At 70.9% G+C, this 26,250-nt stretch carries 28 protein-coding genes; 15 read left to right on the top strand and 13 right to left on the bottom strand.

Features of this window, described 5'->3' with window-relative positions; all coding sequences use genetic code 11:
* The first annotated feature begins 68 nt into the window (after positions 1 to 68).
* Complete coding sequence (gene aspS / locus ACLBWP_RS07255) at positions 69 to 1,409, top strand: aspartate--tRNA(Asn) ligase (protein WP_447654659.1); 1,341 nt, start codon at positions 69 to 71, stop codon at positions 1,407 to 1,409.
* Positions 1,410 to 1,505: 96 nt separating this feature from the next.
* On the opposite strand, the gene ACLBWP_RS07250 is transcribed toward aspS, so the two are convergent.
* From ACLBWP_RS07250 to ACLBWP_RS07230, 5 genes are all read right to left on the bottom strand, one after another.
* A complete protein-coding gene (locus ACLBWP_RS07250; protein WP_447654658.1) occupies positions 1,506 to 1,799 on the bottom strand; it encodes a Dabb family protein in 294 nt (97 codons plus the stop codon).
* Positions 1,796 to 2,050: a glutaredoxin family protein gene (locus ACLBWP_RS07245; protein WP_243561735.1), complete on the bottom strand. Its 255-nt coding sequence runs from the start codon at positions 2,048 to 2,050 to the stop codon at positions 1,796 to 1,798. The genes ACLBWP_RS07250 and ACLBWP_RS07245 overlap by 4 nt, the downstream gene beginning before the upstream one ends.
* A 102-nt stretch (positions 2,051 to 2,152) precedes the next feature.
* Entirely contained in the window at positions 2,153 to 2,251 is a 99-nt protein-coding gene (locus tag ACLBWP_RS07240; protein ID WP_003792170.1) for a 30S ribosomal protein bS22, read from the bottom strand.
* 135 nt (positions 2,252 to 2,386) lie between these two features.
* The gene (locus ACLBWP_RS07235) at positions 2,387 to 2,581 is read right to left on the bottom strand and encodes a helix-turn-helix domain-containing protein (protein ID WP_071300285.1); all 195 of its coding nucleotides are present in this window, start codon (positions 2,579 to 2,581) and stop codon (positions 2,387 to 2,389) included.
* A 168-nt stretch (positions 2,582 to 2,749) separates the two neighbouring features.
* Positions 2,750 to 3,265 carry an ArsR/SmtB family transcription factor gene (locus tag ACLBWP_RS07230; RefSeq protein WP_243561736.1) on the bottom strand — a complete coding sequence of 172 codons (516 nt, stop codon included), beginning with the start codon at positions 3,263 to 3,265 and terminating at the stop codon, positions 2,750 to 2,752.
* A gap of 72 nt (positions 3,266 to 3,337) precedes the next feature.
* On the opposite strand from ACLBWP_RS07230, the gene ACLBWP_RS07225 reads away from it, so the two are divergent.
* Both ACLBWP_RS07225 and ACLBWP_RS07220 read left to right on the top strand, forming a co-directional pair.
* Positions 3,338 to 4,771 (top strand): TrkH family potassium uptake protein, encoded by a 1,434-nt coding sequence (locus ACLBWP_RS07225; RefSeq protein ID WP_243561737.1) that lies wholly within the window; start codon positions 3,338 to 3,340, stop codon positions 4,769 to 4,771.
* Positions 4,764 to 5,459, top strand: a complete 696-nt coding sequence (locus ACLBWP_RS07220; RefSeq protein WP_243561738.1) for a potassium channel family protein — start codon at positions 4,764 to 4,766, stop codon at positions 5,457 to 5,459. The genes ACLBWP_RS07225 and ACLBWP_RS07220 overlap by 8 nt, the downstream gene beginning before the upstream one ends.
* 67 nt (positions 5,460 to 5,526) lie before the next feature.
* On the opposite strand, the gene proC is transcribed toward ACLBWP_RS07220, so the two are convergent.
* Complete coding sequence (gene proC / locus ACLBWP_RS07215; protein ID WP_447654657.1) at positions 5,527 to 6,357, bottom strand: pyrroline-5-carboxylate reductase; 831 nt, start codon at positions 6,355 to 6,357, stop codon at positions 5,527 to 5,529.
* A 66-nt stretch (positions 6,358 to 6,423) separates the two neighbouring features.
* Here proC and ACLBWP_RS07210 point away from each other — a divergent pair, with 66 nt between their 5' ends.
* A complete protein-coding gene (locus ACLBWP_RS07210) occupies positions 6,424 to 7,380 on the top strand; it encodes a cation diffusion facilitator family transporter (RefSeq protein WP_447654656.1) in 957 nt (318 codons plus the stop codon).
* On the opposite strand, the gene ACLBWP_RS07205 is transcribed toward ACLBWP_RS07210, so the two are convergent.
* Entirely contained in the window at positions 7,377 to 7,808 is a 432-nt protein-coding gene (locus tag ACLBWP_RS07205; protein ID WP_243561741.1) for a nucleoside deaminase, read from the bottom strand. The two genes, ACLBWP_RS07210 and ACLBWP_RS07205, sit on opposite strands and share 4 nt — an antisense overlap.
* Before the next feature lie 123 nt (positions 7,809 to 7,931).
* Between ACLBWP_RS07205 and upp the strand changes: the two genes are divergently transcribed.
* From upp to ACLBWP_RS07180, 5 genes are all read left to right on the top strand, one after another.
* Entirely contained in the window at positions 7,932 to 8,567 is a 636-nt protein-coding gene (gene upp / locus ACLBWP_RS07200; RefSeq protein WP_243561742.1) for a uracil phosphoribosyltransferase, read from the top strand.
* A 452-nt stretch (positions 8,568 to 9,019) separates the two neighbouring features.
* Positions 9,020 to 9,787, top strand: coding sequence for a winged helix-turn-helix domain-containing protein (locus tag ACLBWP_RS07195; RefSeq protein ID WP_447654655.1), 768 nt, complete (start codon positions 9,020 to 9,022; stop codon positions 9,785 to 9,787).
* Between the two features lie 289 nt (positions 9,788 to 10,076).
* A complete protein-coding gene (locus ACLBWP_RS07190) occupies positions 10,077 to 10,568 on the top strand; it encodes a MarR family winged helix-turn-helix transcriptional regulator (protein ID WP_447654654.1) in 492 nt (163 codons plus the stop codon).
* Positions 10,565 to 11,914: a cryptochrome/photolyase family protein gene (locus ACLBWP_RS07185; RefSeq protein WP_447654653.1), complete on the top strand. Its 1,350-nt coding sequence runs from the start codon at positions 10,565 to 10,567 to the stop codon at positions 11,912 to 11,914. The genes ACLBWP_RS07190 and ACLBWP_RS07185 overlap by 4 nt, the downstream gene beginning before the upstream one ends.
* Positions 11,911 to 13,407, top strand: coding sequence for a serine hydrolase domain-containing protein (locus tag ACLBWP_RS07180; RefSeq protein ID WP_447654652.1), 1,497 nt, complete (start codon positions 11,911 to 11,913; stop codon positions 13,405 to 13,407). The genes ACLBWP_RS07185 and ACLBWP_RS07180 overlap by 4 nt, the downstream gene beginning before the upstream one ends.
* Positions 13,408 to 13,498: 91 nt before the next feature.
* On the opposite strand, the gene ACLBWP_RS07175 is transcribed toward ACLBWP_RS07180, so the two are convergent.
* The gene (locus tag ACLBWP_RS07175; protein ID WP_447654651.1) at positions 13,499 to 14,473 is read right to left on the bottom strand and encodes a carbohydrate kinase family protein; all 975 of its coding nucleotides are present in this window, start codon (positions 14,471 to 14,473) and stop codon (positions 13,499 to 13,501) included.
* A 198-nt stretch (positions 14,474 to 14,671) separates the two neighbouring features.
* Between ACLBWP_RS07175 and ACLBWP_RS07170 the strand changes: the two genes are divergently transcribed.
* On the top strand, positions 14,672 to 15,247 hold the full coding sequence (locus tag ACLBWP_RS07170) for a TetR/AcrR family transcriptional regulator (protein WP_447654650.1): 576 nt from the start codon (positions 14,672 to 14,674) through the stop codon (positions 15,245 to 15,247).
* A 221-nt stretch (positions 15,248 to 15,468) separates the two neighbouring features.
* Here the strand turns inward: ACLBWP_RS07170 and ACLBWP_RS07165 are convergent, their stop codons facing one another.
* The 5 genes from ACLBWP_RS07165 to ACLBWP_RS07145 form a co-directional block, all read right to left on the bottom strand.
* Positions 15,469 to 16,083 (bottom strand): superoxide dismutase, encoded by a 615-nt coding sequence (locus ACLBWP_RS07165; RefSeq protein WP_243561749.1) that lies wholly within the window; start codon positions 16,081 to 16,083, stop codon positions 15,469 to 15,471.
* Between the two features lie 44 nt (positions 16,084 to 16,127).
* Positions 16,128 to 16,667: a flavin reductase family protein gene (locus ACLBWP_RS07160; protein WP_243561820.1), complete on the bottom strand. Its 540-nt coding sequence runs from the start codon at positions 16,665 to 16,667 to the stop codon at positions 16,128 to 16,130.
* Between the two features lie 310 nt (positions 16,668 to 16,977).
* Entirely contained in the window at positions 16,978 to 18,501 is a 1,524-nt protein-coding gene (locus ACLBWP_RS07155) for an MFS transporter (RefSeq protein ID WP_447654649.1), read from the bottom strand.
* Positions 18,502 to 18,674: 173 nt separating this feature from the next.
* Positions 18,675 to 19,754 (bottom strand): LacI family DNA-binding transcriptional regulator, encoded by a 1,080-nt coding sequence (locus ACLBWP_RS07150; RefSeq protein ID WP_447654648.1) that lies wholly within the window; start codon positions 19,752 to 19,754, stop codon positions 18,675 to 18,677.
* On the bottom strand, positions 19,733 to 21,793 hold the full coding sequence (locus tag ACLBWP_RS07145; protein ID WP_447654647.1) for an aldo/keto reductase: 2,061 nt from the start codon (positions 21,791 to 21,793) through the stop codon (positions 19,733 to 19,735). Before ACLBWP_RS07145 ends, ACLBWP_RS07150 begins: the two co-directional genes overlap by 22 nt.
* 192 nt (positions 21,794 to 21,985) lie before the next feature.
* On the opposite strand from ACLBWP_RS07145, the gene ACLBWP_RS07140 reads away from it, so the two are divergent.
* The 5 genes from ACLBWP_RS07140 (at position 21,986) to ACLBWP_RS07120 (ending at position 26,092) form a co-directional block, all read left to right on the top strand.
* Positions 21,986 to 23,296: an ABC transporter substrate-binding protein gene (locus ACLBWP_RS07140; protein ID WP_447654646.1), complete on the top strand. Its 1,311-nt coding sequence runs from the start codon at positions 21,986 to 21,988 to the stop codon at positions 23,294 to 23,296.
* Positions 23,293 to 24,330: a carbohydrate ABC transporter permease gene (locus tag ACLBWP_RS07135; RefSeq protein ID WP_447654645.1), complete on the top strand. Its 1,038-nt coding sequence runs from the start codon at positions 23,293 to 23,295 to the stop codon at positions 24,328 to 24,330. The genes ACLBWP_RS07140 and ACLBWP_RS07135 overlap by 4 nt, the downstream gene beginning before the upstream one ends.
* Positions 24,327 to 25,244 carry a carbohydrate ABC transporter permease gene (locus ACLBWP_RS07130; protein ID WP_447654644.1) on the top strand — a complete coding sequence of 306 codons (918 nt, stop codon included), beginning with the start codon at positions 24,327 to 24,329 and terminating at the stop codon, positions 25,242 to 25,244. Before ACLBWP_RS07135 ends, ACLBWP_RS07130 begins: the two co-directional genes overlap by 4 nt.
* 61 nt (positions 25,245 to 25,305) lie before the next feature.
* Positions 25,306 to 25,854, top strand: coding sequence for a TetR/AcrR family transcriptional regulator (locus ACLBWP_RS07125; protein ID WP_243561756.1), 549 nt, complete (start codon positions 25,306 to 25,308; stop codon positions 25,852 to 25,854).
* 67 nt (positions 25,855 to 25,921) lie between these two features.
* On the top strand, positions 25,922 to 26,092 hold the full coding sequence (locus tag ACLBWP_RS07120) for a hypothetical protein (RefSeq protein WP_243561757.1): 171 nt from the start codon (positions 25,922 to 25,924) through the stop codon (positions 26,090 to 26,092).
* Positions 26,093 to 26,250: the final 158 nt, after the last annotated feature.

Here is a 26,250-nt window from a genome sequence, read left to right as displayed (position 1 = left end):
GGACAACTGCCGGCCGGATCTGCCTGTGGAGAACGGCCGCGCGGCAGAGCCGGATAGACTCGGCGACCGTGATCGAACGCACCCGCATCAGCGACCTCGCCGCTCTCCCCGACGGTCCCGTCTCCGTGGCCGGATGGGTCGAGACGGTCCGTGACCAGAAGAAGGTGCAGTTCGTCGTCCTGCGCGACGAGACCGGCGCCGTCCAGCTCGTCAACCCGGCGACGCGTGAGGCAACCGACGGCGACGACGCGTCGGCCGCGGCCCTCGCCACGACCGAGACGATCTCGGGCCTGGCGCACGGCTCCTTCATCCACGTGACCGGCACGCTCAAGGCGGACGAGCGCGTCAAGCTCGGTGGCCTCGAGGTCAAGGTCGGCGCGCTCACCGTCGTCAGCGCCGCCATCCCGGAGACGCCGATCGCCGACGACTCCTCGCTCGACAAGCGCCTCGACTGGCGTTTCATCGACCTGCGCAACCGCAAGCAGAACCTGATCTTCCGCATCCAGACCACGCTCGAGCACGCGTTCCGCACGTACTGGGTCGAACGCGACTACATCGAGATCCACACGCCCAAGCTGATGGCGTCGGCGTCCGAGTCCCGCGCCGAGCTCTTCCAGCTCGAGTACTTCGAGACGACCGCGTACCTGGCGCAGTCGCCGCAGAACTTCAAGCAGATGGCCCAGCCCGCCGGCTTCGGTGCCGTGTTCGAGATCGCCGACGCCTTCCGCGCCGACCCGTCGTTCACCAGCCGGCACGCCACCGAGTTCACCAGCGTCGACGCCGAGTTCTCGTGGGTCGAGTCCCACGAGGACGTCATGGCGATGCACGAAGAGCTGCTGGTCGCCGGCATCACCGCGGTCAAGGAGAAGTACGGCACGGACATCGAAGCGGTCTTCGGCTTCGAGCTGCAGGTCCCCTCGACGCCGTTCCCCCGCGTGACCCTGGCCGAGGCCCGGAAGATCGTCGCCGACAGCGGCCACGACGTCGTCCGCGCCGACGGTGACCTGGACCCCGAAGGCGAGCGCCGCGTGTCCGCGTGGGCCAAGGAGCACCACGGCAACGAGTTCGTCTTCGTCACGGACTACGACGCCTCGATCCGGCCGTACTACCACATGCGCCACGCCGACGACCCGACGCTCACGAACAGCTACGACCTGCTGTTCAACGGCGCCGAGATCTCCACGGGTGCGCAGCGCGAGCACCGTGTCGACGTCCTCACCGCCCAGGCAGAGGAGAAGGGCCTGGACCCGGCCGAGCTCGGCTGGTACCTCGACTTCTTCCGCTACGGTGTGCCGCCGCACGGCGGCTTCGGCATGGGCCTGGCCCGCGTCCTGATGCTCATGCTCGGCGAGCCCTCGATCCGCGAGGTCACGTACCTGTTCCGCGGCCCGACGCGTCTGACCCCGTAGTCGACGCGCGTCGACAACTGACAGGAGGCCCGTGGCGATCCCGCCACGGGCCTCCTGTCGGTCCGGTCGTCGCCGGGAGCAGTGTCCGGACTCGGCTCACTCCTGCCAGTCGATGGCCGCGCGACTCGTGACCAGGCCGCGGATCTCGGCCGCCGCGGCCTGATGCTCCGGGTGCACCTGGTACGCGTCGAGGCCGGCCAGGTCGTCGAACGTCGCCACGACGGCGACGTCGTGGTTCTTGTCCGGGTAGGCGACGTTGTCGACGACCTGCAGCGTGCGGATCGACGGCACGACACCGACGAGTCCGGTCAGGAGCGACCGGATCTGCGCGATGGTGTCGGCACGGTCGAGTTCGGGGCGGAGCCCCCAGGAGACGACGTGGTGGATCATGCGGGGGCCTCGGCCTTCTCGATCGCACGCGCCAGCCGGTCGGCGTCGACGTGCCAGTTGCTGTGGACCCGGCCGTCGACCAGCACCACGGGGATGTCCTCGGCGTACTCCAGCCGGAGCGCGTCGTCATCGAGGATCGAGCGCTCGGTCAGGGTCGCGCCGGGGTGCGCCGCGACGACGCGCTCGACGACCGGTCGGGCATCGTCGCAGAGATGGCATCCGGGCTTGGTCAGGAGCGTCACGGCGGGCATGCCCCCAGCGTAGCGACGCAGAACGGGCCCCGGGGAACGCCGGTCGCGCCCGGGGAACGCAAAAGCCCCGGCGAACCGGGGCTTCGACGACGGTCTTGCGACCTACTTCTTGTTGCGACGCTGGTGACGCGTCTTGCGAAGGAGCTTGCGGTGCTTCTTCTTCGCCATGCGCTTGCGACGCTTCTTGATGACAGAACCCATGTGGACCTCGCTCGGACTGATGCTGATGTACGGACACCGGGCCGATGAAGCCGCGGAAAATCAACCTGGTCGATGCTACCGGAGCCCCGCGCCGATGTCGAACGGGCTGGACGTGCGCCGGGAACCGGGCGGCTGTCAGCCCACGTCGGCGATGCCGCCGCGCAGGACCGCGGCGACCGCGGACTCCGGCACCCGGAACGACCGGCCGAAGCGGATCGCGGGGAGTTCACCGGCGTGGACCATGCGGTAGACGGTCATCTTCGAGACGCGCATCATCTCGGCGACCTCAGCGACGGTGAGGAAACGCACGTCGTCGAAACTGCCGTTCATGGTCCGCCTCCGCCAGGCTGCGCGCGGGCCGATCGATTCGTCCCGGGCGCGGATGTTTGGTGTGACCTGAGTGGTCACTGGTAACTGTAGGGGCGGGTGAGGCCCGGTGTCCAGCATCGCGTACGACGGTGAGCGACCCGTGGGCGCTCGGTGGGCGTCCGCCGTGGATCAGTCCTGGTCCGGGCGCTTCGTGAAGCGTCGGCGCGACCGGTCCACCACGCGCTCCCACCCCTGCTGCGCCCCCGAGAACGCGGCCGTGGCGCGGTACGACGCCTCGGCCATGACGCGTCCGAGTTCGGTGCCGACCTCGACGGTCGCCTTGCCCGCCGCACCGTTCCGACGCACGGACACGGGCTGCCCGTCCGGCGTCCACGCGGTGGTCGCCGGGGTGCCGTCCGCGTCGACGGCCCCGGTGAAGGGGACCACCCACTCCTCGATGTGCAGCAGCGGCTCCGGGTCGAGTCGGTAGAAGCGGTGCTGCCCCTCTTCGCGCGAACTGACGAGCCCGTTCTCGCGCAGCACCCGCAGGTGCTTGGACACGGTGGGCTGGCTGACCCCGAGCTTCTCGACGAGCTGGCCGACACTGAGCTCGCCGCCCGTGACGTCCGAGCCGTAGGCACCGAGCAGGGCACCGAGCAGCTCGCGGCGCGTCGGGTCCGCGACCACGGTGAAGATGTCGGCCATGGGCCCAGGCTAACCGGCGTGCCCCGCGATGTACCATGCGAGGCGTCCCGCCCATGTCCCCGGAGGCATACGATGCTCGACCGCACGGCGCCATCGACCCGCGGGGTCGGAGGGACGCGTCGCCGACCCTCTCGCTTCGGCACCGCGCTGCGCTCGTCCCCGTCGCGGCTGGCGATCCTGGTGTTCGTCGGGCTGATCTTCGTCTTCACGAGCCTGTTCATGACGCCCCTCGCCGCCGCGGACGGCTCGTCGACGCACTTCGCCGACGCACTGTTCACCGCCGCGTCGGTGGTCTGCGTCACCGGACTGTCGACCGTCGACATGGCGACGCACTGGTCGGTGTTCGGCAAGACCCTGGTGGTGATCGGCACGCAGATCGGCGCCGTGGGCGTGTTGACCTTCGCGTCGATCCTGGGCCTGTTCGTCACGCGCAAGCTCGGCCTGCGCGCCAAGCTCATGGCTGCGGGCGACTCGAACCCCCTCCGCACCCACCACGGCGCCGTCCCCGAGGGGCAGGCCGTGCGGCTCGGTGAGGTCGGCACCCTGCTGGCGACGGTCGCGGTGAGCACCCTGTCGATCGAGATCGTCCTGGGACTGCTCCTGCTGCCCTCGGTGCTGATCGCGGGGATGCCGTTCTGGACCGCCGTCGGCGACTCGTTCTACTACGCCGCGATGGCCTTCACGAACACGGGCTTCGCGCCGAACGCCACCGGGCTCGAGCCGTTCGCGCACGACTACTGGTTCCTGACGCTCCTGATGATCGGCGTCGTGGCGGGGTCGATCGGCTTCCCGGTCATCCGTGCCTTGACGAAGCAGCTGCGCACCCCCAGGAAGTGGCCGATCCACGTCAAGCTCACCCTGACCACCAGCGCCGTGCTGCTGGTGGGCGGCGCCGCGGCCTACATCGCACTCGAGGCGTCGAACCCGACCACGTTCGGCAGCGAGGGCGCGGGACGGACGGCGTTCCAGGCGCTCTTCCTGTCGACGATGACGCGCTCGGGCGGGTTCTCGCTCGTCGACTTCGACCAGCTCAACGGCTCGAGTCTGCTGATCACCGACATGCTCATGTTCATCGGCGGCGGGTCGGCCTCGACCGCCGGCGGCATCAAGGTCACGACCCTGGCGGTGCTGTTCCTGGCCGCGGTCGCCGAGGCCCGAGGACGCCGCAGCATGGAGGCCTTCGGTCGCCGGATCCCGAGCGACGTGCTCCGGGTCGCGGTCGCCGTCGTGCTCTGGGGCGCCACGATCGTCGCCGTGTCCACCACCGTGCTGCTGCAGATCACCCGCGAGCCGCTCGACCGCGTGCTCTTCGAGGTGATCTCCGCGTTCGCGACCTGTGGTCTGTCGTCCGGCGTCTCCGGCGACCTGCCCGAGTCCGGCAAGTACGTGCTGGCGGCCACGATGTTCCTGGGGCGGGTCGGTACAGTGACCATCGCCGCCGCCCTGGCCGCCAGTCAGAGCCGGCAGCTGTTCCGCCGTCCCGAAGAGAGGCCGATCGTTGGCTGACCGATCCCGTCCCGACCACCCCCTGGGTGCCGTCAGCCACGACGCGCCGGTGCTCGTCATCGGCCTGGGCCGCTTCGGCGCCGCCACCGCGGGTCAGCTCGAGCGGCAGGACCGCGAGGTGCTCGTCGTCGACACCGACCCGGGGCTGGTGCAGAAGTGGTCCGACCGGGTCACCCACGCGGTGCAGGCCGACGCGACCGACATCGACGCGTTGCGGCAGATCGGCGCGCAGGACTTCCCGATCGCCGTGGTCGGCACGGGCAGTGACCTGGAGTCGAGCGTCCTCATCACCGCGAACCTGGTCGACCTCGGCATCCCGCAGATCTGGGCGAAGGCGATCAGTCGGTCGCACGGCACGATCCTGGCCCGCATCGGCGCGAACCACGTGGTGTACCCGGAGCGCGAGGCCGGCGAGCGCACGGCACACCTGGTGTCCGGTCGGATGCTCGACTTCATCGAGTTCGACGACGACTTCGCCGTGGTCAAGATGTTCCCGCCGCGCGCGGTCCGCGGCAAGGACCTCGGCACCACCGCCATCCGCACGCGCTTCGGTCTGACGGTGCTCGGCATCAAGCCCCCGGGTGAGGCCTTCGTGCCGGCCACGCCGGACAGCGTGATCGGTGAGCACGACGTCATCATCGTGTCGGGATCCACGACCGCGCTGGAGCGCTTCGCCGCCCTGGAGTAGACCACTGATCGGACGGGAGGCCCGGTGCCAGCTGGCACCGAGCCTCCCGTCGTTCCGGTGGTTGCGTCTAGAGCTTCGACAGCTCCTCGGCGCGCGCGATCGCCGCATCCGCGGCGCGGCGGAGCGTGTCCGCCAAGTCCGCTTCCTGCAGGACGGCGACGGCACGCTCGGTCGTGCCCTTCGGGCTGGTCACGGCGCGGCGCAGGTCCGCTGGTTCCTTGCCGGACCGCTCGAGCAGCTCGACGGCACCGCGCACGGTGCCCTGCACCATCGTCTCGGCCTGGCCGGCGGTGAAGCCGAGCGACTCGGCGGCCCGCTGCCACTCCTCGATGAGCAGGAAGACGTACGCGGGGCCGGAACCGGACACCGCGGACAGCGCGTCGAGACGGTCCTCGGGGACCTCGATCACCGAACCCGAGACGTCGAACAACCGGGACGCCAGGGCGACGGCCTCGGCGTCGGCCGACGCACCACCGCTGACCCCGGTGACGCCGTGCCCGACGCCGATCGGCGTGTTCGGCAGCGCCCGGACGACGCGGACACCCTCGGGGACGCGGGCCTGCATCGCTGCGGTCGTGACCCCGACGGCGACGCTGACGACGACGGTGCCGGGTGCCAGGTCGTCCGCGATCTGGTCGAGCAGGTCAGCGACGCCGAACGGCTTCACGCCGAGCACCACGAGCGCGGCGCCGCGGACGGCCCGGCGGTTGGCGTCCGGGTCCGTGTCGCTGGCGGTGGCGTCCAGGCCGCGCGCACGGTGGGCGGCGGCGGACGACTCGGACTTCGTCGTCAGGACCACGGTCTCGGGCGCCAGACCGGCGGCGAGCAGGCCGTCGAGGACCGCGCCGGACATGGAGCCGACGCCGAGCAGAGCGGTACGGGGCAGTTCGATCGTCATGGCCCGACCCTACCGAGCGACCTGCCCGTAGGATCGTGCAGCAGGTCAGCGAGAACAGGGGTCACAGTGAGCGCTTCCGGAGGCAACCGGGCCATCTTCGCCGCCCTCGGCGCGAACGTCGGCATCGCGATCGTCAAGTTCATCGCGGCGGCGATCAGCGGGTCCGCGTCGATGCTCGCCGAGGGTGTGCACTCGCTCGCCGACTCCGCGAACCAGCTCCTGCTGCTGCTGGGCGGACGACGCGCCCGGCGCGCGGCGGACGAGGAACACCCGTTCGGCTACGGCCGCGAACGCTACGTGTACGCCTTCGTCGTGTCGATCGTGCTGTTCTCGGTCGGCGGTGTGTTCTCGCTCTACGAGGGCATCGAGAAGTTCGCGCATCCGCACGCGCTCGAGAACTGGTGGCTGCCGATGGTGGTCCTGGTGATCGCGATCGGGCTCGAGGGCTTCTCGCTCCGCACCGCCCTGAACGAGGCTCGCCCGCACAAGGGCTCGATGTCATGGGTGCAGTACGTGCGTCGGGCGAAGGCCCCGGAGCTGCCCGTCGTGATGCTCGAGGACACCGCCGCCCTGCTCGGCCTGGTGTTCGCGTTCTTCGGCGTCGGCCTGACCGCTCTGACCGGCAACGGGGTGTTCGACGCCATCGGCACGGTGCTGATCGCCGTGCTGCTCATCGCCGTGGCCCTGGTGCTCGGGATCGAGACGAAGAGCCTGCTGGTCGGCGAGGGCGCGACCGCGGCGGACGTCGCGAAGATCAAGTCGGCGCTGCTGGACGGGCCCGAGATCGAGTCGATCATCCACATCAAGACGCTCTACCTGGGCCCGGACGAGCTGATGGTCGGCGTGAAGGTCGCGGTCGACGGCGACCGGCGTCTCGGTGACGTCGCCGCCGGCATCGACACCGTCGAACAGCGGGTGCGGGCAGCCGTGCCGATCGCCCGGGTGATCTACGTCGAGCCCGACGTGCTCCGGACGGGGCCGCGGCCGCCGACCGAGGCGATCGTGATCCGGGCGGCGGACTAGCGCTTCTGACGGAAGAACTCCTCGAGCAGGGCCGCGCACTCCGGCTCGAGCACGCCGGCGACCACTTCGGACCGGTGCGGCAGCCGGCGGTCCCTGGCGATGTCGTAGACGCTGCCCGCCGCGCCGGCCTTGGGGTCCCATGCGCCGAACACCACGCGCGGCACCCGCGCCGCCAGGATCGCCCCCGCGCACATCGGGCACGGCTCGAGCGTGACGACCAGGGTGTGCCGGTCGAGGTGCCAGTCCCCCGTGACGGCGGCCGCTGCCCGGAGGGCCAGGACCTCGGCGTGCGCGGTCGGGTCTTGCGTGGCCTCGCGCTCGTTCCGACCGGTGGCGAGGACCACACCGTGTTCGTCGAGCACGACCGCGCCGACCGGCACGTCACCGGTCGCCAGGCATGCCCGGGCCTCGGCGAGCGCCGTCGTCATCGCCCCCACCCAGGGACGGCCCGCGGGGTCCGTGGTGGACGGGACTGGCTGCACGGGTCCTCCGGCCGTCTCGGGTGCGCGGGCGGATCGGTCCTCCGCCTGCGGCACGGTACGCTCGACCCTATGCGAGTCCACGTCGCCGACCACCCGCTCATCACCCACAAGCTCTCGGTGCTCCGCGACCGGACCACTCCCTCGCCCACGTTCCGTGCGCTGACCGAGGAACTCGTCACGCTGCTGGCCTACGAAGCCACGCGCAACGTGCGGGTCACGGCCACGCCGATCTCCACGCCGGTCGCGCAGACCATGGGTGTCGCGATCGCCAAGCCGCGTCCGCTGGTCGTCCCCATCCTGCGCGCCGGCCTCGGCATGCTCGAGGGCATGGTCAAGCTCGTCCCGACGGCCGAGGTCGGGTTCCTGGGCATGGCGCGCAACGAGGAGACCCTCGAGCCGCAGACCTACGCCGAGCGCCTGCCGGACGACCTGTCGGGCCGGCAGTGCTTCGTGCTCGACCCGATGCTGGCGACGGGTGGCACGCTCGCGGCGGCCATCGACTTCCTGTTCGACCGCGGCGCCGAGGACGTCACCTGCGTGTGCATCCTCGGGGCACCCGAGGGCCTCAAGGCCGTCGAGCAGGCCGTGGGCGACCGAGACGTGACGATCGTCCTCGGTGCCCTCGACGAGCGCCTCGACGAGAACGGCTACATCGTGCCCGGCCTGGGCGACGCCGGCGACCGGCTGTACGGACTGGCCGAGTAGCGACCGACCCCGCCGACCGTCCGGGCGGACGGTTGACAGCGGCTTGGTATACCGCTGATACTCATCGACATGACTGCAACCGTGTCCCGCGTCCTCTCCGAGGCGTCCCCCTCCACAGGGGCAGTGGGGAACGTCGGCATGATGATGTCGGCGGCGGCCGTCATGCGTTGTCGAATGTGTGCCTGACCGGTACCCGTTCCAGCTGGATCCCCCGCGACACCATCCCCGTCGCGGGCGCGTGATCCCCGGGTGACGACCACCGACGACGCACACGTGCGCCACGCGGTCGCCCCCGCTCCACCGGGTCTGCTCCGGTCCGACGACGGACCGAGGGCGCGTCGCCAGCCCTGCTCCACGCAGGACGTCAGTGCCGCGCAGCACACCCGGGTTGACGCATTCGACACCGGCCCACCGCTTGATCGAGCGCCGGCCACACCGCCCGGAGAACCACCATGTCGCTCACCATCGCCCAGCCCCGTCCCTCGCTCCGCTCCGCTGCCCCCGCCCCGATCGACCTCGGCACCGTCACGCCGATCCGTCCTCGTCGTGCGCCGGTCCAGCCTGAGCACACCGACGTCCCGACCAGCCCCGTGGTCGCACCGCAGCGCAACCGGTCCCTGCCCGAGGGCACCGAGGCCCGTGGGTTCGCGCTGTACGTCGGGCTCGACGAGGAGAAGGCGGCCGCGGCCGGCACGACGCTCGCGGCCGTGGTCGAGCAGCTGAAGGCGCTGACGGCACAGCTCGTCCCCGCGGCCGAGACCTACGCCGCCGTGGCCGTCGCCGCCGAGCACTCCGGTGGCCGCGACGTCGACGTGGTCCGCCTGGCGCTGCAGGACCGGTCCGCGGTGGCCGCGCGCAAGCAGGCCGAGAAGCCCGAGCCCGAGGAGACCGGCGTCGTCATCGACATCTCCCGCAAGCGTGTGACGCTCGACGGCGAGACCGCGCCGCTGACCTACAAGGAGTTCGAGCTCCTGCAGTTCCTGGTGCTGCGCGAGGGGCAGACGGTCGACCGGTCCGCCATCATCGACGGCCTGTGGTCGGACGACGAGGACGAGACGCCGAACGAGCGCACCATCGACGTGCACGTCCGCCGGCTCCGCTCGAAGCTCGGCGCGTTCGAGGAGATCGTCCGCACCGTCCGTGGTGTCGGGTACCGGTTCGACCGGCACGCCGACGTCGCCGTGCGGTACGCCTCGACGCCCTCGCCCGACCTGTTCTGAGCCGTCGTCGGGGTCCCAGGCCGCGCATACCGGCCTCTTGGTGAACTCGCAGCGAACGAGGCCGTCGAAGGCTGGCGCCCGTTACCGCTTCGTTATACAGTCGGAAGCGCAGTCGGGGTTTGCTGTGGCTCCGCCTGTGGAATGTGATTGCAGGACACTCTTGGTGCAAGGGAGAAGGCCGGTCGTCCACCAGGACGGCCGGCCTTCGTGCGTCCCGGGGCCTTGCTGGGCCGGAGTGTCCGAGGCCGTCGGTAGGGTGGAGGACCACCGGACCAGAGGGAGCACCACCGTGAACGACAGGTCGATCGCCGTCGCCGCCTGGGAAGCCCTCTTCCGCGCCCAGGTGAGCGTGATGCGGAACCTCAACAGCGAGTTCCCCGGCGACGAGATCTCGTTCAACGAGTACGACGTCTGCTTCAACCTCTCCACGCAGCCCGGTCGTCGCTGCCGGATGCGCGAGTTGACCGGCCACCTGCTCCTGACCCAGCCGAGCGTGAGCCGCCTGGTCGACCGGCTCACCACCCGCGGCCTGGTCGAGAAGCAACCGGACCCGACCGACGCACGCGGGGTCATCGTGGCCCTCACGCCGCACGGCTTCGACGTGTACCGGGCCGTCGCCGTGCAGCACGCCGCCAGCATCGCCGAACAGCTCGGTGCGGGTCTGACCGACACCGAGCTGCGCACCCTCACCGAGCTCTGCACGAAGCTCCGCACCGCGACGACCGAGCCGATGCCGGGCCGCCGGCCCGTGCCGTCCCTGTCCGCGGCGGCCTCGGCGTGAGCGGCGCCGTCGTCTGGCTCCGCGACGACCTGCGGCTCGCCGACAACCCGGCGCTCCGCGCGGGCATCGACCACGGTGGCGACCTGACCGTCGTCTACGTCCTCGACGAGCAGAGCGACGGCATCCGTCCGCTCGGCGGCGCGGCGAAGTGGTGGTTGCACCAGTCGCTGACGTCGCTCGACGCCGACCTGCGACAGCGGGACTCGCGCCTGGTGCTGCGGCGCGAGGCAGCGGCCGACGTGATCGACGCCGTCGTCGCCGACACCGGTGCCGACGGGGTCTACTGGAACCGCCGGTACGGACCGGTCGAGCGCGAGATCGACGCGGGCATCAAGGCCTCGCTCAAGGACCGCGGCATCGACGCGCACAGCTTCGCGGCCTCGCTGCTGTGGGAACCGTGGACGGTGCTCAACGGGTCGGGCGAGCCCTACAAGGTGTTCACCCCGTTCTGGCGAGCGGCGCAGGCCATGCCGGAACCGCGACACCCACTGCCCAAGCCGCGCACGCTGCCCGCCGTGCCCGACGTCGCCAGCGACGACCTGGCCGACTGGGCCCTGCTGCCGACGAAGCCCGACTGGGCCGGTGGTCTGCGTGACGCGTGGACGCCTGGCGAACACGGGGCCGCGACACTGCTCGAGGCGTTCGTCGACTCCGCCCTGCAGGACTACGACCAGCGTGACGAGCCCGCGGTGGCCGCCACGAGCGATCTGTCTCCGCACATCCGGTGGGGCGAGATCAGTCCGTACCAGGTGTGGCACCGGCTGCACGGCACGCTCGAGCCCCACCAGCGCCAGCAGGCTCCGGCGTTCCTGCGGCAGCTCGCGTGGCGTGAGTTCAACTGGCACGAGTACTTCCACTGCGAGCAGCTCGCGACGGTCAACGTGCGGCGCGAGTTCGACGCGTTCCCGTGGCGCGACGCTCCGGACGACGAACTCCAGCGCTGGTACCACGGGCGCACCGGGTTCGACCTGGTCGACGCGGGCATGCGCGAGCTCTGGAGTTCGGGCGCGATGCACAACCGCGTCCGCCTGGCCACGGCGAGCTTCCTCGTGAAGAACATGCTGGTCGACTGGCGGATCGGCGAGCAGTGGTTCTGGGACACCCTGGTCGACGCCGATGCCGCCAACAACGCGGGCAACTGGCAGTGGGTGGCGGGCTCGGGCTTCGACGCGGCGCCCTACTTCCGCGTGTTCAACCCCGACCGCCAGCTCGAGCGCTTCGACAAGCACCGCGAGTACGTGCGGCGCTGGGTGCCGGCCGACGAAGACCGCCCCGAGCCGATGCTCGACCTGCGCCAGACCCGGCAGCGGGCCCTCGACGCCTACGACCAGATGCGGCACGCATGACCGAGGTCAGCACGACGACGATCGAGCAGGTCGACGCCCTGTTCCGCGAGCGCGTCGAGCGGGGCGTGGCGCCGAGTTCGGTGTGGGGCGTGTTCGACCAGGACGGCCTGATCGCCACGGGCGGGCACGGTGACCGCGGCGACGGCACCGCACCGGACGCCGACACGGTCTACCGCATCGCATCGTGTACGAAGAGCATCACGGCCGCGACGCTGCTGTCGCTCCAGGCCGACGGCCGGGTGTCGCTCGACGCACCGATCACCGACTTCGTGCCGGCCTTCGGCGACGTCGGGCTGCCGACCGCCGACTCCCCCGTGCCGACCCTGCGGATGCTCCTGACGATGTCCGCGGGGTTCCCGACCGACGACCCGTGGGGCGACCGGCAGGAGTCCATCACCGACGCCGAGCTCGACGCCGTGCTGCGCGACGGGCTGCTGTTCGACAGCGTGCCCGGCACCGGCTTCGCGTACTCCAACCTCGGGTACGCGCTGCTCGGTCGGGCGATCCAGGTCGTGGCGGGTCGTCCCTTCGCCGACGTCGCATCGCAGGTCGTCCTGCGTCCGCTCGGCCTCGACGACACCGTGTTCCGTGCCGCGGACGCCCGCGGGTACGTCGTCACCGGTGTCCGCCCGCACCAGGACACGTGGGAGCCACTCCCGCTCAGCGGCCCCGGTGCCTTCTCGCCGATCGGTGGACTGTTCTCCACCGTGCGTGACCTGTCGCGATGGGCACGCCACCTGTCGTCGGCATTCGCGTCGGTCCGCGACCGGACGGGCCGGGCGGATTCCGGCCCGGTGTCGCCGGCCGACCGCCGACACATGCAGCAGGCCATGCGGGTGATCCCCGCACCGGCGATCCCGAGTGCCCGCCGTCCGGTCGGGTACGGCTTCGGGCTGTTCGTCGAGCAGGACGACACGGTCGGGCCGATCGTCTCGCACTCCGGCGGCTACCCCGGCTTCTCCGCACACATGCGGTGGTCGGTCCGCACGGGGCTCGGTGTCGTCGCGTTCGAGAACGCCACCCAGGCCAAGGTGTCGGTCGCCACCGAGACGGCCCACGATGTGCTGCTCGGGCTCGGCCGTCCCGCCGCGCACCCGGCACCCGCCCGACCGGTCGCCGCAGGGCCCGTCACGGTCCTGCCGGAGACCCGAGCGGCACAGTCCGCGGTGTCCCGCCTGCTGATCGCGTGGCACGACGCGCCGGAACAGACCGACCCGGACGACTCGGCGGCCGCGCGCTGCTGCACGCCGAACGTGCCGATGGACGTCCCGTGGGACCGCCGCCGTGCTGCCGCAGCCCGCGCCGTCGCCACGATCGGCGCCGACCTGCACGCCGCGCCGGTCGCCGAGGCCTCGTCCGCGCCGACCCACCTGCGGTGGTGGCTGCCCGGGTCGTCGGGTCGGCTGCGGGTCGAGATTCGGCTCGCGCCGCTCGCTGCCGGGCTGGTGCAGACCCTGCTCGTGACGGCGGAACCGACCGAGCGCGACGCCTGACCCGGCCGGACAGCACACGCCGAACATCGCAGCGCCCGCAGCGCCCGGCGCGCAGAACAGCACCCTGCAGCGCCCGACCCGCCGATCCGTGTCAGACCGGCGGACGACCGCCCACGAACCCGAGCGCCCGTGCCGCGACCCGGCCCCCCTCGCGTGCAGCAGACCCGACCCGCACCTGGTCGGTCGCCCACGCGCGGATGAACCCCGCGGCGAAGGCGTCCCCCGCGCCGAGCGTGTCGACGACGGTCGCCGGGGTCGCCGGTACCTGCTGCGGCGCACGGCCCGGCCGACCGAGCAGCACACCGTCGGCACCCAGGGTGATGAGCACGAGCGGCACCGATCGGGTGAGCAGCCGGGCGGCTTCGTCCATGTCGGTCGTCCCGCTCAGCGCCGCCGCCTCGGCACGTCCGGGCAGCAGCACGTCGACACCCTGCAGGGCGTCGAGCAGCGCGTCGGGACCGACGGACCGGACGACGGCCACGGAGGACGGGTCGAGCGACACGCGCGCGGCGCCGGCCCGGGCGCGGTCGACGAGCGCCGCGATCCGGTCGACTCCCCCGGCGCCGAGCATCGCGGCGCCGGTCAGGTGCACGATGTCCGCTCGCCGGGCCAGGTCGAGCGGGACGTCCTCGGCACCGAGCGCCGCGCTCGCACCGCCGTCGGACATCGAGGTCCGCCCGAAGTCGCTGCGCACCGAGACGACGGCTCCGGTCGTGGTCCGCGCGTCGTAGGAGATGTGGGGTCGCACCCCGGCGTCCTCGAGCGACCGTTCGTGGCGGTAGACGTCGTCCACGCCGACGCGCGCCACCAGGTCGACCTCGGCGCCGAGCCACCCGAGCCAGGTCGCCGTGTTGCCGGCGGCACCGGCTGGACGGTGCCGGATCACCGCGGCCGGGTCGTGGTCGCCGGTGGCCTGGGCCCGGGTGTGGACGATCACGCCGTCCAGGACGTCACCGACGACCAGGAAACGCTTCCCGGCCCCGCGGCGCCGACCCCCGACCGCCCGCCCGCCGGAGGGGTCTCCGGGGCGGGACGGGGGCACAGGGCGCTCGGGAGGCAGGGTCATCAGGTCGATCGTACTTGAAAACGAGCAATACTCCGGTTTTTGTGAACAGCCCTGGATGCTCCCTCAGGTGGAGACGCGCCCGGCGCACGGCCGGTACTCACACTTCAGCGGTAACATACCGTTGGTCGCACTCCAGCGACTGCGCTGCGACCGCTGCGCCGCACGCGATCGCCGCAAGCCCGCCCCGCCGGAGAGACCATGCCCCGCAAGCCCGACCCGACCCTCAAGCCCGCGATCATCGAGAAGGTCACGCAACACCTCCGCGAGACCCGGATCGAGGACGTCTCCGTCCGCAGTCTGGGGCGGGTCCTCGGCACGAGCGCGTACCCCATCGTTTACCACTTCGGCACGCGCGACGCCTTGATCGACGCCGTGGTCGAGCACCTGGCCGACACCGCGGACGTCTGCCCACTCGACCCCACGACCGACCGGGACGGCCTGCGCGCGTGGTTCACGACGCGGTTCGGTGGCCTCGACGACCCCGACCGTGCCCTCGCCGCGCGGCTGACGTTCGAACTCGGATCGGTCGAGGCACTCGCACCAGGCGACCGCGAACACCGCAGCCACCGTGCACTGGTCGACGCCGTGGCTGCCTGGTGCGTCGAGCACGGGCGCTGCGCGGCCGATGCCGACCGGGCGGCGCAGGCCGCGGTGCTCGCGGCCCGGGGCACGCAGTGGGGTCGGATCGTCGACCGCGAGCACGTCGACGTCCACGCCGCACTGTGCGCGATCGCCGACGCGCTGTGCGCCGACACCCGGGTCCTGACCGGCTGACCCGGTCGCCGCACGCGGCCGACACCCGGGTCCTGACCGGCTGACCCGGTCGCCGCACGCGGCCGACACCCGGGTCCTGACCGGCTGACCCAGCCGACGCCCTGTCTGCCCGACACCCGGGTCCTGACCGGCTGACCCGGCCGCCACACGACCGGACCGGCGAACGACGGGAGGCCCGGTGCCAGCTGGCACCGGGCCTCCCGTCGTTCAGGTGGTCACGCTCAGAGCGTGACGAACTGCTGCGACTTCGCGTTCGCGAAGCGCGCGGCGACGTTCTCCCAGTCGACGATGTTCCAGACGGCCTTGACGTAGTCCGCCTTGACGTTGAGGTAGTCGAGGTAGAACGCGTGCTCCCACATGTCGAGCATGAAGACCGGCACGAGACCGAACGGCACGTTGGCCTGCTGGTCGAACAGCTGGAACGTGGTGAGCTTCTGACCCACGGTGTCCCAGGCCAGGACGGACCAGCCGGAGCCCTGGATGCCCGTCGCGACGGCGGTGAACTGGGCCTGGAACTTCTCGAAGGAGCCGAAGAACTCGTCGATCGCCGCGGCGAGCTCGCCCTCGGGCACCTTGGTGTCCGGGCCGAGGTTGGTCCAGAAGATCGAGTGGTTGACGTGGCCACCGAGGTTGAACGCCAGGTCCTTCTCGAGCTTGTTCACGTTGGCCAGGTTGCCGGACTCGCGGGCCTCGGCGAGCTGCTCGAGCGCGGTGTTCGCACCCGTCACGTAGGTCTGGTGGTGCTTGTCGTGGTGCAGCTGCATGATCTTGCCGCTGATGTGCGGCTCGAGTGCGGCGTAGTCGTACGGCAGCTCCGGCAGGGTGTACTCAGCCATGGAGGTTCCTTTCGATCAGTGGTTGGCGGATGGTGCTCCGCAGCTCACGAGAGCCGGGAACGATCGGTGAGGGAGTGGAATTCCCGGTTGTGGTAGACGAGCGGCTCGCCCCGTTCGGATCCGAGCACGATGTCCAGGACCTCGGCGACGACGACGGTCGAGCTGCCGATCGGGGTCGTCGACAGCGGTCGGCAGCGCAGCGCGGACGCGGCAGCGGGCAGGTACCGGTCGCCGGACGGCAGTGTTCCCCACACCGGGTCGTCGGCCGCCGGGCTGCCCGTGCTGGCGAACCGCTTGGCCAGTGCGACGCCGTGGGCGTCCATCAGGTGCACGACGAACAGCGGGGCGCCGAGGATCGTGCCGGCGGAACCCGAGTTGGTGGACAGCGAGAACACCAGGACGGGCGGGTCGATCGCGACGCTGGCCACACTCGACGCCGTCAGTCCGGTCGGGCCGTCGGGCCCCTCGGCGGTGATGACCGCGACGCCGGCGGGGTGGCCGCGGAACGCCGCCTTGTAGGCATCGGCGATGGTCGACGGGACGGCGGTCGACGGCGCTGCGTCCGACGGTGCTGCTTCGGGCATGGGAGTCGTGGTTCGTTCCTCGTCGTGGTGGGTGGTCGCGGTCGTCGCGGCCATGTCCCAACGTAGGACCTCAACCAAGGTGGAGGTCAACGATTCACAGGTTCGGTTCACTCCGGGTACAGCCTCGGGCGCGCCGCAGGGGCGTACCGAGCACGGTGCGCGGTTCGCAGAGCGAGCACGGTGCGGGGTTCGCCGCCGGTGCGAGGTTGACGGCACCGTGCCCGGGAACAACCTCGCACCACGCGCCGAACCCCGCACCAGCGATCAACGTCGCACCGTGCTGCAAAGCCGACCCCCGCACGGTGCGCGGTCAGCGCCGCCGCAGCATCACGAGCGCACCGGCCGCCGCGACGACCATCAGCACCGCGGCGACGCCCGCCGTGATCGTGACGCCGGAGTCGAACGCCGCGCGGGCCGACTCGAGCAGCGCCTGCCCGGCCGGTCCGCCGAGCGACGTGGCCGCGGCGACCGCTCCACCGAGGGTCTCCTGCGCCGCGGTGTGCTGGGTGCCGGACAACCCGTTCGGCACCATCACGTGCGCACGGTAGGCCGTCGCCAGGATCGTCCCGAGGATGGCCGTGCCGAGCACCGCGCCGATCTCGTAGGCGGTCTCGGAGACCGCCGAGGCAGCGCCCGCCTTGTCGGCGGGGGCGGTCGAGATGATGAGGTCGTTCGTCACGGTCTCGGACGCGCCGATGCCGATCCCGAGCAGCACGAACGCGAACGCCAGCGCCGCGATGGACGCGTGGTGGCCGAGGACGGCGACCAGGGCGTAGGCGGCGGCCGAGAACAGCAGCGCGACGGCGACGACCCAGCGCGGGGCGACCCGGTTGACGATCGGCACGACGACGAGTCCCGCCACGATGGTCAGCACCGAGCCGGGGATCAGCACGACGCCCGAGGTGAACGGGTCGAGGCCCGCGACCAGCTGCAGGTGCTGCGCGATGAAGAACAGGAACCCGGTCAGCGAGAACATCGCGGTCATGTTCATCAGCACGCTGCCGGTGAACGCCGTGCTGCGGAACAGGCGCAGGTCGAGCATCGGGGTACGCGTGCGCAGCTGCCGGCGGACGAACGCGACACCGCACAACACGCCGACACCGAGCATCGCGACCGCCAGACCGCGCTCGTCCGGGTGCACGACCGACTTGATGGCCCAGGCGATCGGCGCCAGCGTGCCGAGCGACAGCAGCATGCTCACGACGTCGACGGGCCCGGGGTTGCGGTCGCGCGACTCGGGCACGCAGAACGGCACGGCGACGAGCATCACGACCAGGATCGGCACGGCCACCAGGAAGACGCTCCCCCAGTGGAAGTGCGCCAGCAGTGCTCCACCGACCAGCGGGCCGAGTGCGTTGCCGGCGGCGAACATCGTCGACCAGACGGCGAGCGCCATCCGGCGTTCTCCGGCGTCGGGGAACACGTTGCGGATGATCGAGAGCGTGGCGGGCATGAGCATCGCCCCGAACACGCCCATCGCGATCCGGGCGGCGACGAGCATCCAGGCGTCGGTGGCGAACGCCGCGGCGACGGAGAGCAGGGCGAACCCGGTGGCGCCGATCACCAGGATGCGCCGACGGCCGATGCGGTCGCCGATGCTGCCCATGACGACCAGCAGGCCGGCCAGCACGAGCGGGTAGGCGTCGACGATCCAGAGCTGGGTGGTGGCGTCCGGGTTGAGCGCGCGGGCGATCGACGGCAGCGCGAAGCTCAGGATGGTGTTGTCGACCGAGATCAGCAGCACGGGCATCATGAGCACCGCGAGCGCCAGGAACCGTCGCGACCGGCTCGCGGTGACGCGGGTGGCGATGGGACTGGTGAGGAGTGCGGACATGGTGGTGCTCCACGGACTTCGAGGTGGCGTCACGGGCGCGGAAGTCGTCACGCGGCCCGGCAGGACTCCTCTACTGTACCGTCTGGACGGTTGACGTTGCAAATGCAACAACGGACGGACGGGAGGCCCGTGGCGGGGTCGCCACGGGCCTCCCGTCCGTCTGTGGTCCGGTCCTAGGCGGACTCGCGCAGCAGCAGCCGGTGGCGCACGGTGCGCTGCACCGACGCGCCGCTGCGCGGCAGCGAGCGGTCGAGCATCCCGAGGGCCAGGTCGAGCGCCTGCCGCGCGACGGCGTCGAGGTCGACCGCCAGTGTGGTGAGCGTGGGCGTCACGAGCGCCCCGAGCGGCAGCCCGTCGACACCGACCACGCGCACGTCGCCCGGCACGTCGACGCCGGCGCGACGGCACGCCGACAGCACCCCCAGCGCCATCACGTCGTTGAAGGCCAGGATCGCATCGAGTCGGCGACGACGCCCGAGGATCCGTTCGGTCTCCTCGGCACCGCACTCGGCCGTGCCGTGTCGACCGTGCACGATCTCGGGAAGGTAGCCACGTCGACGCAACGCCGCCAGCATGAGGGCACCACGAGCACTGGGCACGTCGGGTTCGGAGTTGTCGAGCACCACCGGGTGCCGGACCCCGGTGGCGACGAGGTGGTCCGCCAGCACCTCGATCGCGTCGGTCGGGTCGATCCACACCGCGCCGGTCGGCGGCTCGGTCGCCGGGTCGAGCTCGACCATCGGGACCGTACCGAGCAGGTCGTTCCAGCGGTCCCGGCGTGACCCGAAGTACCCGATCACCACGTCCGTCTGCGAGCCCAGCGCCGCGACCATCCGGTCCGGGTCGCTCACCAGGTCGACGTCGGCGAGCATGACGTTCCAGCCCTGCTCGGCCGCGAGCCCGACGACCGCGGCGGCGAGCTGCGGCGTGTACGGGTTGCGCAGGTCGTTGACGACGAGTCCGAGCTGGTGGTCACCACCCGTCACCAGACCACGGCCGAAGCGCGACGGACGGTAGTGCAGTGCCTCGGCGGCGGCCAGGACACGCTGCTTGGTGCTGGCGCTGATCCCGGACATGCCGTTCATCGCCCGCGTCACCGTCTGCCGGGACACCCCCGAGGCCGCCGCGACGTCCATGATCGTCGCGCGCCCCACAGGAACGTGCCCGGAGTCGGGCTGGGCTGCGGGGGGCTGGGTTGCGGCGGGCTGCCCGGGGACGGTGTCCGGGTCGGTCAGTCGCGGAGGTCCAGCCATGCCACCTGTTCGGGAGTGAGGTCGACGGAGAGGCCGGTCATGGACGACCGGGCTTCCGCGATCGTACGCGGTCCGAAGAGCGGGAACGTCGGGAACGGCTGGTTGAGGACGTAGGCCAGCGCGATCGCCGTCGCGGGCACGCCGTACTGGTCGCCCAGCTCGCGTGCACGACGCAGGCGCTCGAAGTTGTCGTCCGAGTAGTAGCAGCGGACGAGTTCGGCGTCGCTGGTGTCCTCGGGCTTCGCGCGGCCCGTGAAGAACCCGCGGGCCTGGGACGACCAGGGCAGCAGCGGGACCTGGCGTTCCTCGAGCCAGGCCTTGGACGCCGGGTCGGTCGCGTGCCGGCAGCCGGCCCACGGCACGTCGTACGCCTCGGCCAGACCGAAGTGGTTGCTCAGGACCTCGAACTCGTGCTTGCCGTTCGCCCGGGCGTAGGCGTTCGCCTCGTCGAAGCGGGCGAGGCTCCAGTTCGAGCCGCCGTACACGCGGATGCGGCCGGCGCGACGGTGCTCGTCGAGGACGTCTACGAACTCCCCCACGGGGATGTCCTCGTTGTCGCGGTGCATCATGTAGATGTCCGCGTAGTCGGTGCCCTGGCGATCGAGGCTCTCGAGCAGCTGCCGGGTGAGGGACTCCGGGTCGCAGAACGGCGTGTGCGCGCCCTTCGTGATCACGACCACGTCCTCGCGGATGCCGCGGTTCTGGATCCACTTCCCCAGGCGCCCCTCGAGCACCCCGCCGCCGTAGATGTAGCCGGTGTCGAAGACGTTGCCACCGCGCTCGACGAACAGGTCGAAGATCGCACTGGCGTGCGCGAGATCGGGCTGGTTGTCGACGCCCATCACCAGGCGGGACATGCGCTTGCCGACGCCGGGCACCTCGCCGTAGCGCATGGTGTTGTCGTCCTGCACGGTGAGCGGTCGGCCGCTGACCGTGGGGATGTCGGCGGACTCGGACTCGAACGGGTAGCGCAGGTCGATCGCCGCGCGCCAGCGGTCGAGCGTGCGGGCCGTGGCCAGGGACTCGTCGAGCGTGTACTCGGCGACCTCCACCTGTCCGGCCGCCAGGGCCGCGGTCGTGGCGTCGGCTTCGCGTGCGTAGGGGTGCTCTCCCGCGAAGGACAGCGTGCGTGGATCCGCGTCGACGGTGTCCACCTGGATGGTCGGGTCGTCACCGAGCGTCCACGGGTCGGAGAGCCGGAGGCGTCCGGTCGTGCCGTACACCGTGACGGCGTTCTCGTCCTCGACGCGCACACCGGTCCGGACGCTCGCGGTGATCGTGTCCGGTCCGGTGGCGCCACCGCGGTAGGTCAGCTGGGCGGTGGTCCACTCGTCGACACCGGTCGGCCCGAGCGAGCCGGTCGCGGTGAGCTCGGTGGGCTCGGCCACGGCGACACCCGTGGCGGCCTGCACGATCGCGGCCGTCATCGTGACCGGGTACCCGCCCACGTCGAGGATGCCGCCGCCCGCGGTCGCGACGTCGAACAGCCGACCCGTGCGCGACCCGGCGCGGAACGCGAAGGACGCGTCGACGTGGGTGACGGCGCCGATCGCACCGCTGCGGACCAGGTCGAGCAGCGCGGCCGTCTGCGGGTGGAAGCGGTACATGTACGCCTCGACGAGCGGCAGGCCCGCCTGCCGCGCGGCGTCGACCAGGGCCATCGCCGTGCCGTGGTTCGGCGCCAGCGGCTTCTCGCACAGCACGGCCTTGCCGGCGTCGAGCGCGGCGAGCACCAGGTGGGCGTGCCCGGTGTGCACGGTCGACACGTACACGGCGTCGACACGCGGGTCGGCGAGGACCTGCTCGTACGTCGTCGCCGTGACGTCCGTGAAGCCGTGCGCGACGGCGTCGTCCGCGAAGGACTGCGCACGCTCGGGAGCCGAGCTGCCGGCGGCCACGAGGGTCGCGCCGACCGCGCTCGACGGCAGCTGCGAGAGGAAGCGACGGGCGATCCCACCGGGTCCGAGGACGGCCCAGCCGGGGGTGCGGTCCGAACCGGCGGTCGGGGTGCTGGAAGTGGTCGCGGTCTGCGCTGACATGCGGATCCTGTTCGTCTCGTGAACCTTCACGGTCCTGCGGGTCCCGACGACGGTACCGCGCTCGTTCCTGCCCTGCAACGACATCGGTGCTTGACACGGCGTGTCGTCCGGGCAATGCTCTGCTGCAGTTCCGTGAGCGTTCACGGTCGAACGCGCACAGCACCCGATCTCAACGACGAGAGCAGGTCTCCAGTGACAGCAGCACCATCGATCAGTCTGAGCCGGCGGGGGTTCCTCGCCGGTGCAGGTGCCCTCGGGGCACTCGCTTCCACCGCACTCCTGGCCGGGTGCTCCACCGGCACCGCCATCTCCAAGGACCCCGACGAGCTGGTGCTCTGGTACTGGAACCGGTCGCTCGACCCGAAGTTCCTGCAGCAGGCGGCACGGGGCATCCAGGGGTACCAGCCGATGCGCCTGCGTCCCGACCTGATCGGCGGCGCGGCGTACGACACGAAGTTCCGGACCGCACTCGCCGGCAACGCGTTCATCCCCGACGTGCTCATGGTGAACTCGAACTGCTGGCTGTACTTCCCCGACGAGGACCTGTTCACCGACTTCGACGACCACGGCGGCGCGGCGAAGCGGAACGAGTACTACGACTGGAAGACCTCGCTCGGCCGGACCCCCAGCGGACGGCAGTGCTTCTGGCCCGTCGACACCGGCCCCACGGCGTTCTTCTACCGGCAGGACGTGCTGGCGAAGGCCGGACTGCCGACCGACCCCGACGAGGTCTCGGACGCGATCAGCACGTGGGACGACTTCCGGCGGTTCGGCGCGACGCTCCGCAAGCAGTCGGACGTCGCGACGGTCATCACGGCGAACCAGCTCTTCAACCAGTACGTCTACGCCAGCCCCACGCGGTACTTCGACCGCGACGACCAGCCCGTGTTCGAGCGCGACGACAGCAGCATCCGCCGGGCGTGGGACAACGCCGTCGCCTGTGTCCGGTCGCGGATCACGGGCAACCTGCAGTCCGGCACCGACCAGAACGCCGGCTGGGTGTCGGGCCGGGTCGCCGGACAGATCGAGGGCGCCTGGTGGACGCAGGTCATCCACGACACCGCGCCGGACTCCAGTGGTCAGTGGCGGATCGCACGGCAGCCCGAGCGTCCCGGCAACAGCGGCGGCTCGTTCCTCGCTGTCCCGAAGACGTCGAAGAACCCGGCCGCGGCCACCGCGTTCGCGCAGTGGATCACCTCGCCCGAGGTCCAGTCGCACACCTACAACGACATCCAGCTGTTCCCGTCGACACCGAGTTCGTTCTCGAACGGCCTGATGCGGCAGCCCGGGGACTTCTTCGGGGACCAGGATCCGCTGGCCTTCTTCAGCGACACGGCCAAGGACGTGCCGGTGACCTACATCTCGAACGCGGAACGCTTCGTCAGTGCCTTCGCCACCGAGATCACGAACGTCGAAGCGGCCGGCAAGGACCCGGACCGCGCGTGGCAGGACGCCGTCGACCAGACCAACCGGGTCCTCGAGAAGCGGGGGCTCGGCGCATGAGCACGAAGCAGGCACCACCGACCACGAGCATCCCGGCAGTGGTCGGTACGCCGACGGCATCGATCACGACGGCGGCGACCGGCGGGTTGCGGGGGCTCCGGCGCTTCTGGCCGCAGTACGTCGCGATCGCGCCGTTCTACGTGCTGTTCCTGGTGTTCGGACTGTTCCCGATCGTGTTCTCGATCGTGCTGTCCTTCACCGACTGGGACGGCATCGGCGCACCGGCCTGGGTCGGGTTCGCGCAGTACCAGTACCTGCTCGGCGACCCGCGGTTCTGGAACGCCGTCGTCAACACGTTCCTGATCTGGGTGATGTCGACGATCCCGATGCTGTTCCTGGCGCTCGTGCTGGCGTTCCTGCTGCACGGCAACATCCGCGCCAAGGGCTTCTACCGGGTGGCGTTCTTCATCCCGAACGTCACGAGCATGGTCGCGATGGCGATCGTCTTCGGGTCGGTGTTCTCCGACGGCTTCGGGCTGGTGAACGCTGCGATGCGCGCGGTCGGCGCCGACCCCGTCGGGTGGCTGTCGTCGTACTGGGGCATCAAGGTGACGATCGCCGTGATGGTCATCTGGCGGTGGACCGGCTACAACGCGATCATCTACCTGGCCGGACTGCAGTCGATCCCGACCGAGTTGTACGACGCCGCCAAGGTCGACGGCGCGAACACGTGGCAGATCTTCTCGCGGATCACCGTGCCGCTGCTGCGACCGGTGATCCTGTTCACCGTCATCACCTCGACGATCGGTGGGCTCGGGCTGTTCACCGAACCGCAGATCCTGTTCAACGGTGGTTCGGTCGGTGGCCCGGACGAGGCCGGCATGACGATCGTGCTGTACCAGTACGACCAGGCCTTCAGCCAGTTCGACTTCGGCTACGGGTCGGCGATCGCCTGGGTGCTGTTCATCTTCTCCGCGGTCTTCGCGATCATCAACTGGCGACTGCTCAGCGAACGCGACGGACTGAAGACCCCGAGGCGCCTGCGCGCTCCCCGCCCCGCCCGCACCACCACCACCACGGGGGTCGACGCATGACCGCGACACAGCCCACGACGACCACCACGAACACGGCCGCGGCACTGGGGCGTCCGGGTGCCGCCGCGGACGACCCACGCCGCGGGTTCCGACGCGGCTGGGTCGGGACGCTCGTGACCCACGTCTGCCTGGTCATCGGCGTCGTCCTGTCGATCTTCCCGTTCTGGTGGCTGCTCGTCATGTCCACGTCGACGAACGCGCAGATCTTCGGGTACCCGCCGTCACTGTGGTTCGGCAGCAACGCGATGGCGAACGTGGCGTCGGTGTTCGCGAACGTCGACATGCTGCGGGCGCTGCTGAACACCGTCGTCGTCGCGGGCAGCACCGCGGTGCTGGTGATGGTGTTCGACTCGCTGGCGGCGTTCGCGTTCGCCAAGTACGAGTTCCCGTTCAAGCGGTCGCTCTTCACCGTGATGCTCGCGACCTTCCTGGTGCCGGGCAGCCTGTCGCTGGTGCCGAGCTTCGTGCTCATGTCGCACCTCGGGTGGATCGGTGGGCTGCAGGCGCTGATCATCCCCGGAGCGGCCAACGCGTTCGGCATCTTCCTGCTGCGCCAGTTCGCCACCGGGTCGATCCCGAACGAGATCATCGACTCGGCCCGGGTCGACGGCGCGGGCTTCTTCCGGACGTGGTGGTCGATCGCGGTCCCCATGCTGCGCGGTGGTCTGGCGTTCCTCGGGATCTTCACGTTCATCACGGCCTGGAACGACTACGTCTGGCCGCTCATCGTGCTGATCGACCCCAGGGGACAGACACTGCAGGTGGCACTGGCCGGGCTGAGCTCGGTGAACGCGACCGACCTCGGCGCCGTGATGGCCGGCGCGGTGATCAGCATCTTCCCGCTCATCGGGGTGTTCATCATCGGGTCGCGGCACTTCATCGCGAACATCGCCGCGGGGGCGTTGAAGGGCTGACCGCGCGCGGGCGGCGGGGCGGGTACCGTCCCGCCGCCCACGACTCTCTAGACTCCCCACCATGGCAAGTGCTCGCGACCGCGTCCTGGACAGCTTCGTCGCCATCGTCTGCGCCGAGGGCGAGCGTCCCGCCACCCTCGACGCCGTCGCCGCCCGCGCCGGGGTCTCGAAGGGCGGGCTGCTGTACCACTTCGGTTCCAAGGCCGCCCTGGTCGAGGGCCTGTGCGACCGTCTCGCCGACCTGTCCGCGGCCGACGTCGAGCTGATGCGGGACGCCGAGGACGGCGCAGCGCGGTACTTCGTCCGGAACAGCCAGTTCGTCGGCAGCGAGCTCGACCTGGTGCTGCTGGCCGCCAGCCGACTGCAGCAGGCCGGGTACGAGGAAGCCGGCCGCACGCTCGACGAGACCGAGAACGCCTGGCTCGCCACCCTGGTGGACGCCCTCGGTGACGCGCCGACCGCGCAGGCCGTCAAGCTCATGGGCGATGGGCTGTACCACGCGGCGTCCCTCGGTGCTGCGAGTGACGGCCGTCCGGACCGGGCGAGCGTCGACATGGAGCCACTGCTCGCCGTCGTCGATCGTCTCGTGTCCAGCAGACCCCGCGCGTGAACCCGGACGTCACCGCCTGGGGATAGACTGGCAGTGTTCCACCCGCCTGACCTTCGGAGGTACCACTGTGGGCCGCGTCATCGCTGCTGTCTTCTCGATCCTGCTGCTCGTGGTCTCGATGTACCTGTTCGGTGTCGCCTTCCAGGTCGCCTCGGGTCAGGCCTTCGTCTTCATGGGCGGCGTGCTGCTCATGTGCCTCTCGTTCTTCCTGCCGATCCACGTGTTCGGCAAGCGGTAGTCAGCTCCGCACAGAACGGCCCCGCACCGATCGGTGCGGGGCCGTTCTGTGCTGCAGCGACGCGGTCGTGCGCCGTTCCAGGGTGCCGTCGCACCCCCTGACGGACATCGCGCCCCGAGGGATCGGGGCGCGATGTCCGCGACGGGGTGCGACGCGCG

It is taken from the genome of Microbacterium sp. M1A1_1b (assembly GCF_053345565.1).
The sequence above is the reverse complement of the archived record's forward strand: the minus strand, read 5'-3'. Positions and strand labels throughout refer to the sequence as shown.

Bases quoted from the DNA above. Each gene is read 5' to 3' on its own strand.
- ACLBWP_RS07250 (WP_447654658.1), bottom strand. From the start codon at position 1,799: ATGATCCACCACGTCGTCTCCTGGGGGCTCCGCCCCGAACTCGACCGT.
- ACLBWP_RS07245 (WP_243561735.1), bottom strand. From the start codon at position 2,050: ATGCCCGCCGTGACGCTCCTGACCAAGCCCGGATGCCATCTCTGCGAC.
- ACLBWP_RS07240 (WP_003792170.1), bottom strand. From the start codon at position 2,251: ATGGGTTCTGTCATCAAGAAGCGTCGCAAGCGCATGGCGAAGAAGAAG.
- ACLBWP_RS07235 (WP_071300285.1), bottom strand. From the start codon at position 2,581: ATGAACGGCAGTTTCGACGACGTGCGTTTCCTCACCGTCGCTGAGGTC.
- ACLBWP_RS07230 (WP_243561736.1), bottom strand. From the start codon at position 3,265: ATGGCCGACATCTTCACCGTGGTCGCGGACCCGACGCGCCGCGAGCTG.
- ACLBWP_RS07225 (WP_243561737.1), top strand. From the start codon at position 3,338: ATGCTCGACCGCACGGCGCCATCGACCCGCGGGGTCGGAGGGACGCGT.
- proC (WP_447654657.1), bottom strand. From the start codon at position 6,357: ATGACGATCGAACTGCCCCGTACCGCTCTGCTCGGCGTCGGCTCCATG.
- ACLBWP_RS07205 (WP_243561741.1), bottom strand. From the start codon at position 7,808: ATGACGACGGCGCTCGCCGAGGCCCGGGCATGCCTGGCGACCGGTGAC.
- upp (WP_243561742.1), top strand. From the start codon at position 7,932: ATGCGAGTCCACGTCGCCGACCACCCGCTCATCACCCACAAGCTCTCG.
- ACLBWP_RS07195 (WP_447654655.1), top strand. From the start codon at position 9,020: ATGTCGCTCACCATCGCCCAGCCCCGTCCCTCGCTCCGCTCCGCTGCC.
- ACLBWP_RS07180 (WP_447654652.1), top strand. From the start codon at position 11,911: ATGACCGAGGTCAGCACGACGACGATCGAGCAGGTCGACGCCCTGTTC.
- ACLBWP_RS07175 (WP_447654651.1), bottom strand. From the start codon at position 14,473: ATGACCCTGCCTCCCGAGCGCCCTGTGCCCCCGTCCCGCCCCGGAGAC.
- ACLBWP_RS07170 (WP_447654650.1), top strand. From the start codon at position 14,672: ATGCCCCGCAAGCCCGACCCGACCCTCAAGCCCGCGATCATCGAGAAG.
- ACLBWP_RS07165 (WP_243561749.1), bottom strand. From the start codon at position 16,083: ATGGCTGAGTACACCCTGCCGGAGCTGCCGTACGACTACGCCGCACTC.
- ACLBWP_RS07160 (WP_243561820.1), bottom strand. From the start codon at position 16,667: ATGCCCGAAGCAGCACCGTCGGACGCAGCGCCGTCGACCGCCGTCCCG.
- ACLBWP_RS07155 (WP_447654649.1), bottom strand. From the start codon at position 18,501: ATGTCCGCACTCCTCACCAGTCCCATCGCCACCCGCGTCACCGCGAGC.
- ACLBWP_RS07150 (WP_447654648.1), bottom strand. From the start codon at position 19,754: ATGGCTGGACCTCCGCGACTGACCGACCCGGACACCGTCCCCGGGCAG.
- ACLBWP_RS07145 (WP_447654647.1), bottom strand. From the start codon at position 21,793: ATGTCAGCGCAGACCGCGACCACTTCCAGCACCCCGACCGCCGGTTCG.
- ACLBWP_RS07135 (WP_447654645.1), top strand. From the start codon at position 23,293: ATGAGCACGAAGCAGGCACCACCGACCACGAGCATCCCGGCAGTGGTC.
- ACLBWP_RS07130 (WP_447654644.1), top strand. From the start codon at position 24,327: ATGACCGCGACACAGCCCACGACGACCACCACGAACACGGCCGCGGCA.
- ACLBWP_RS07125 (WP_243561756.1), top strand. From the start codon at position 25,306: ATGGCAAGTGCTCGCGACCGCGTCCTGGACAGCTTCGTCGCCATCGTC.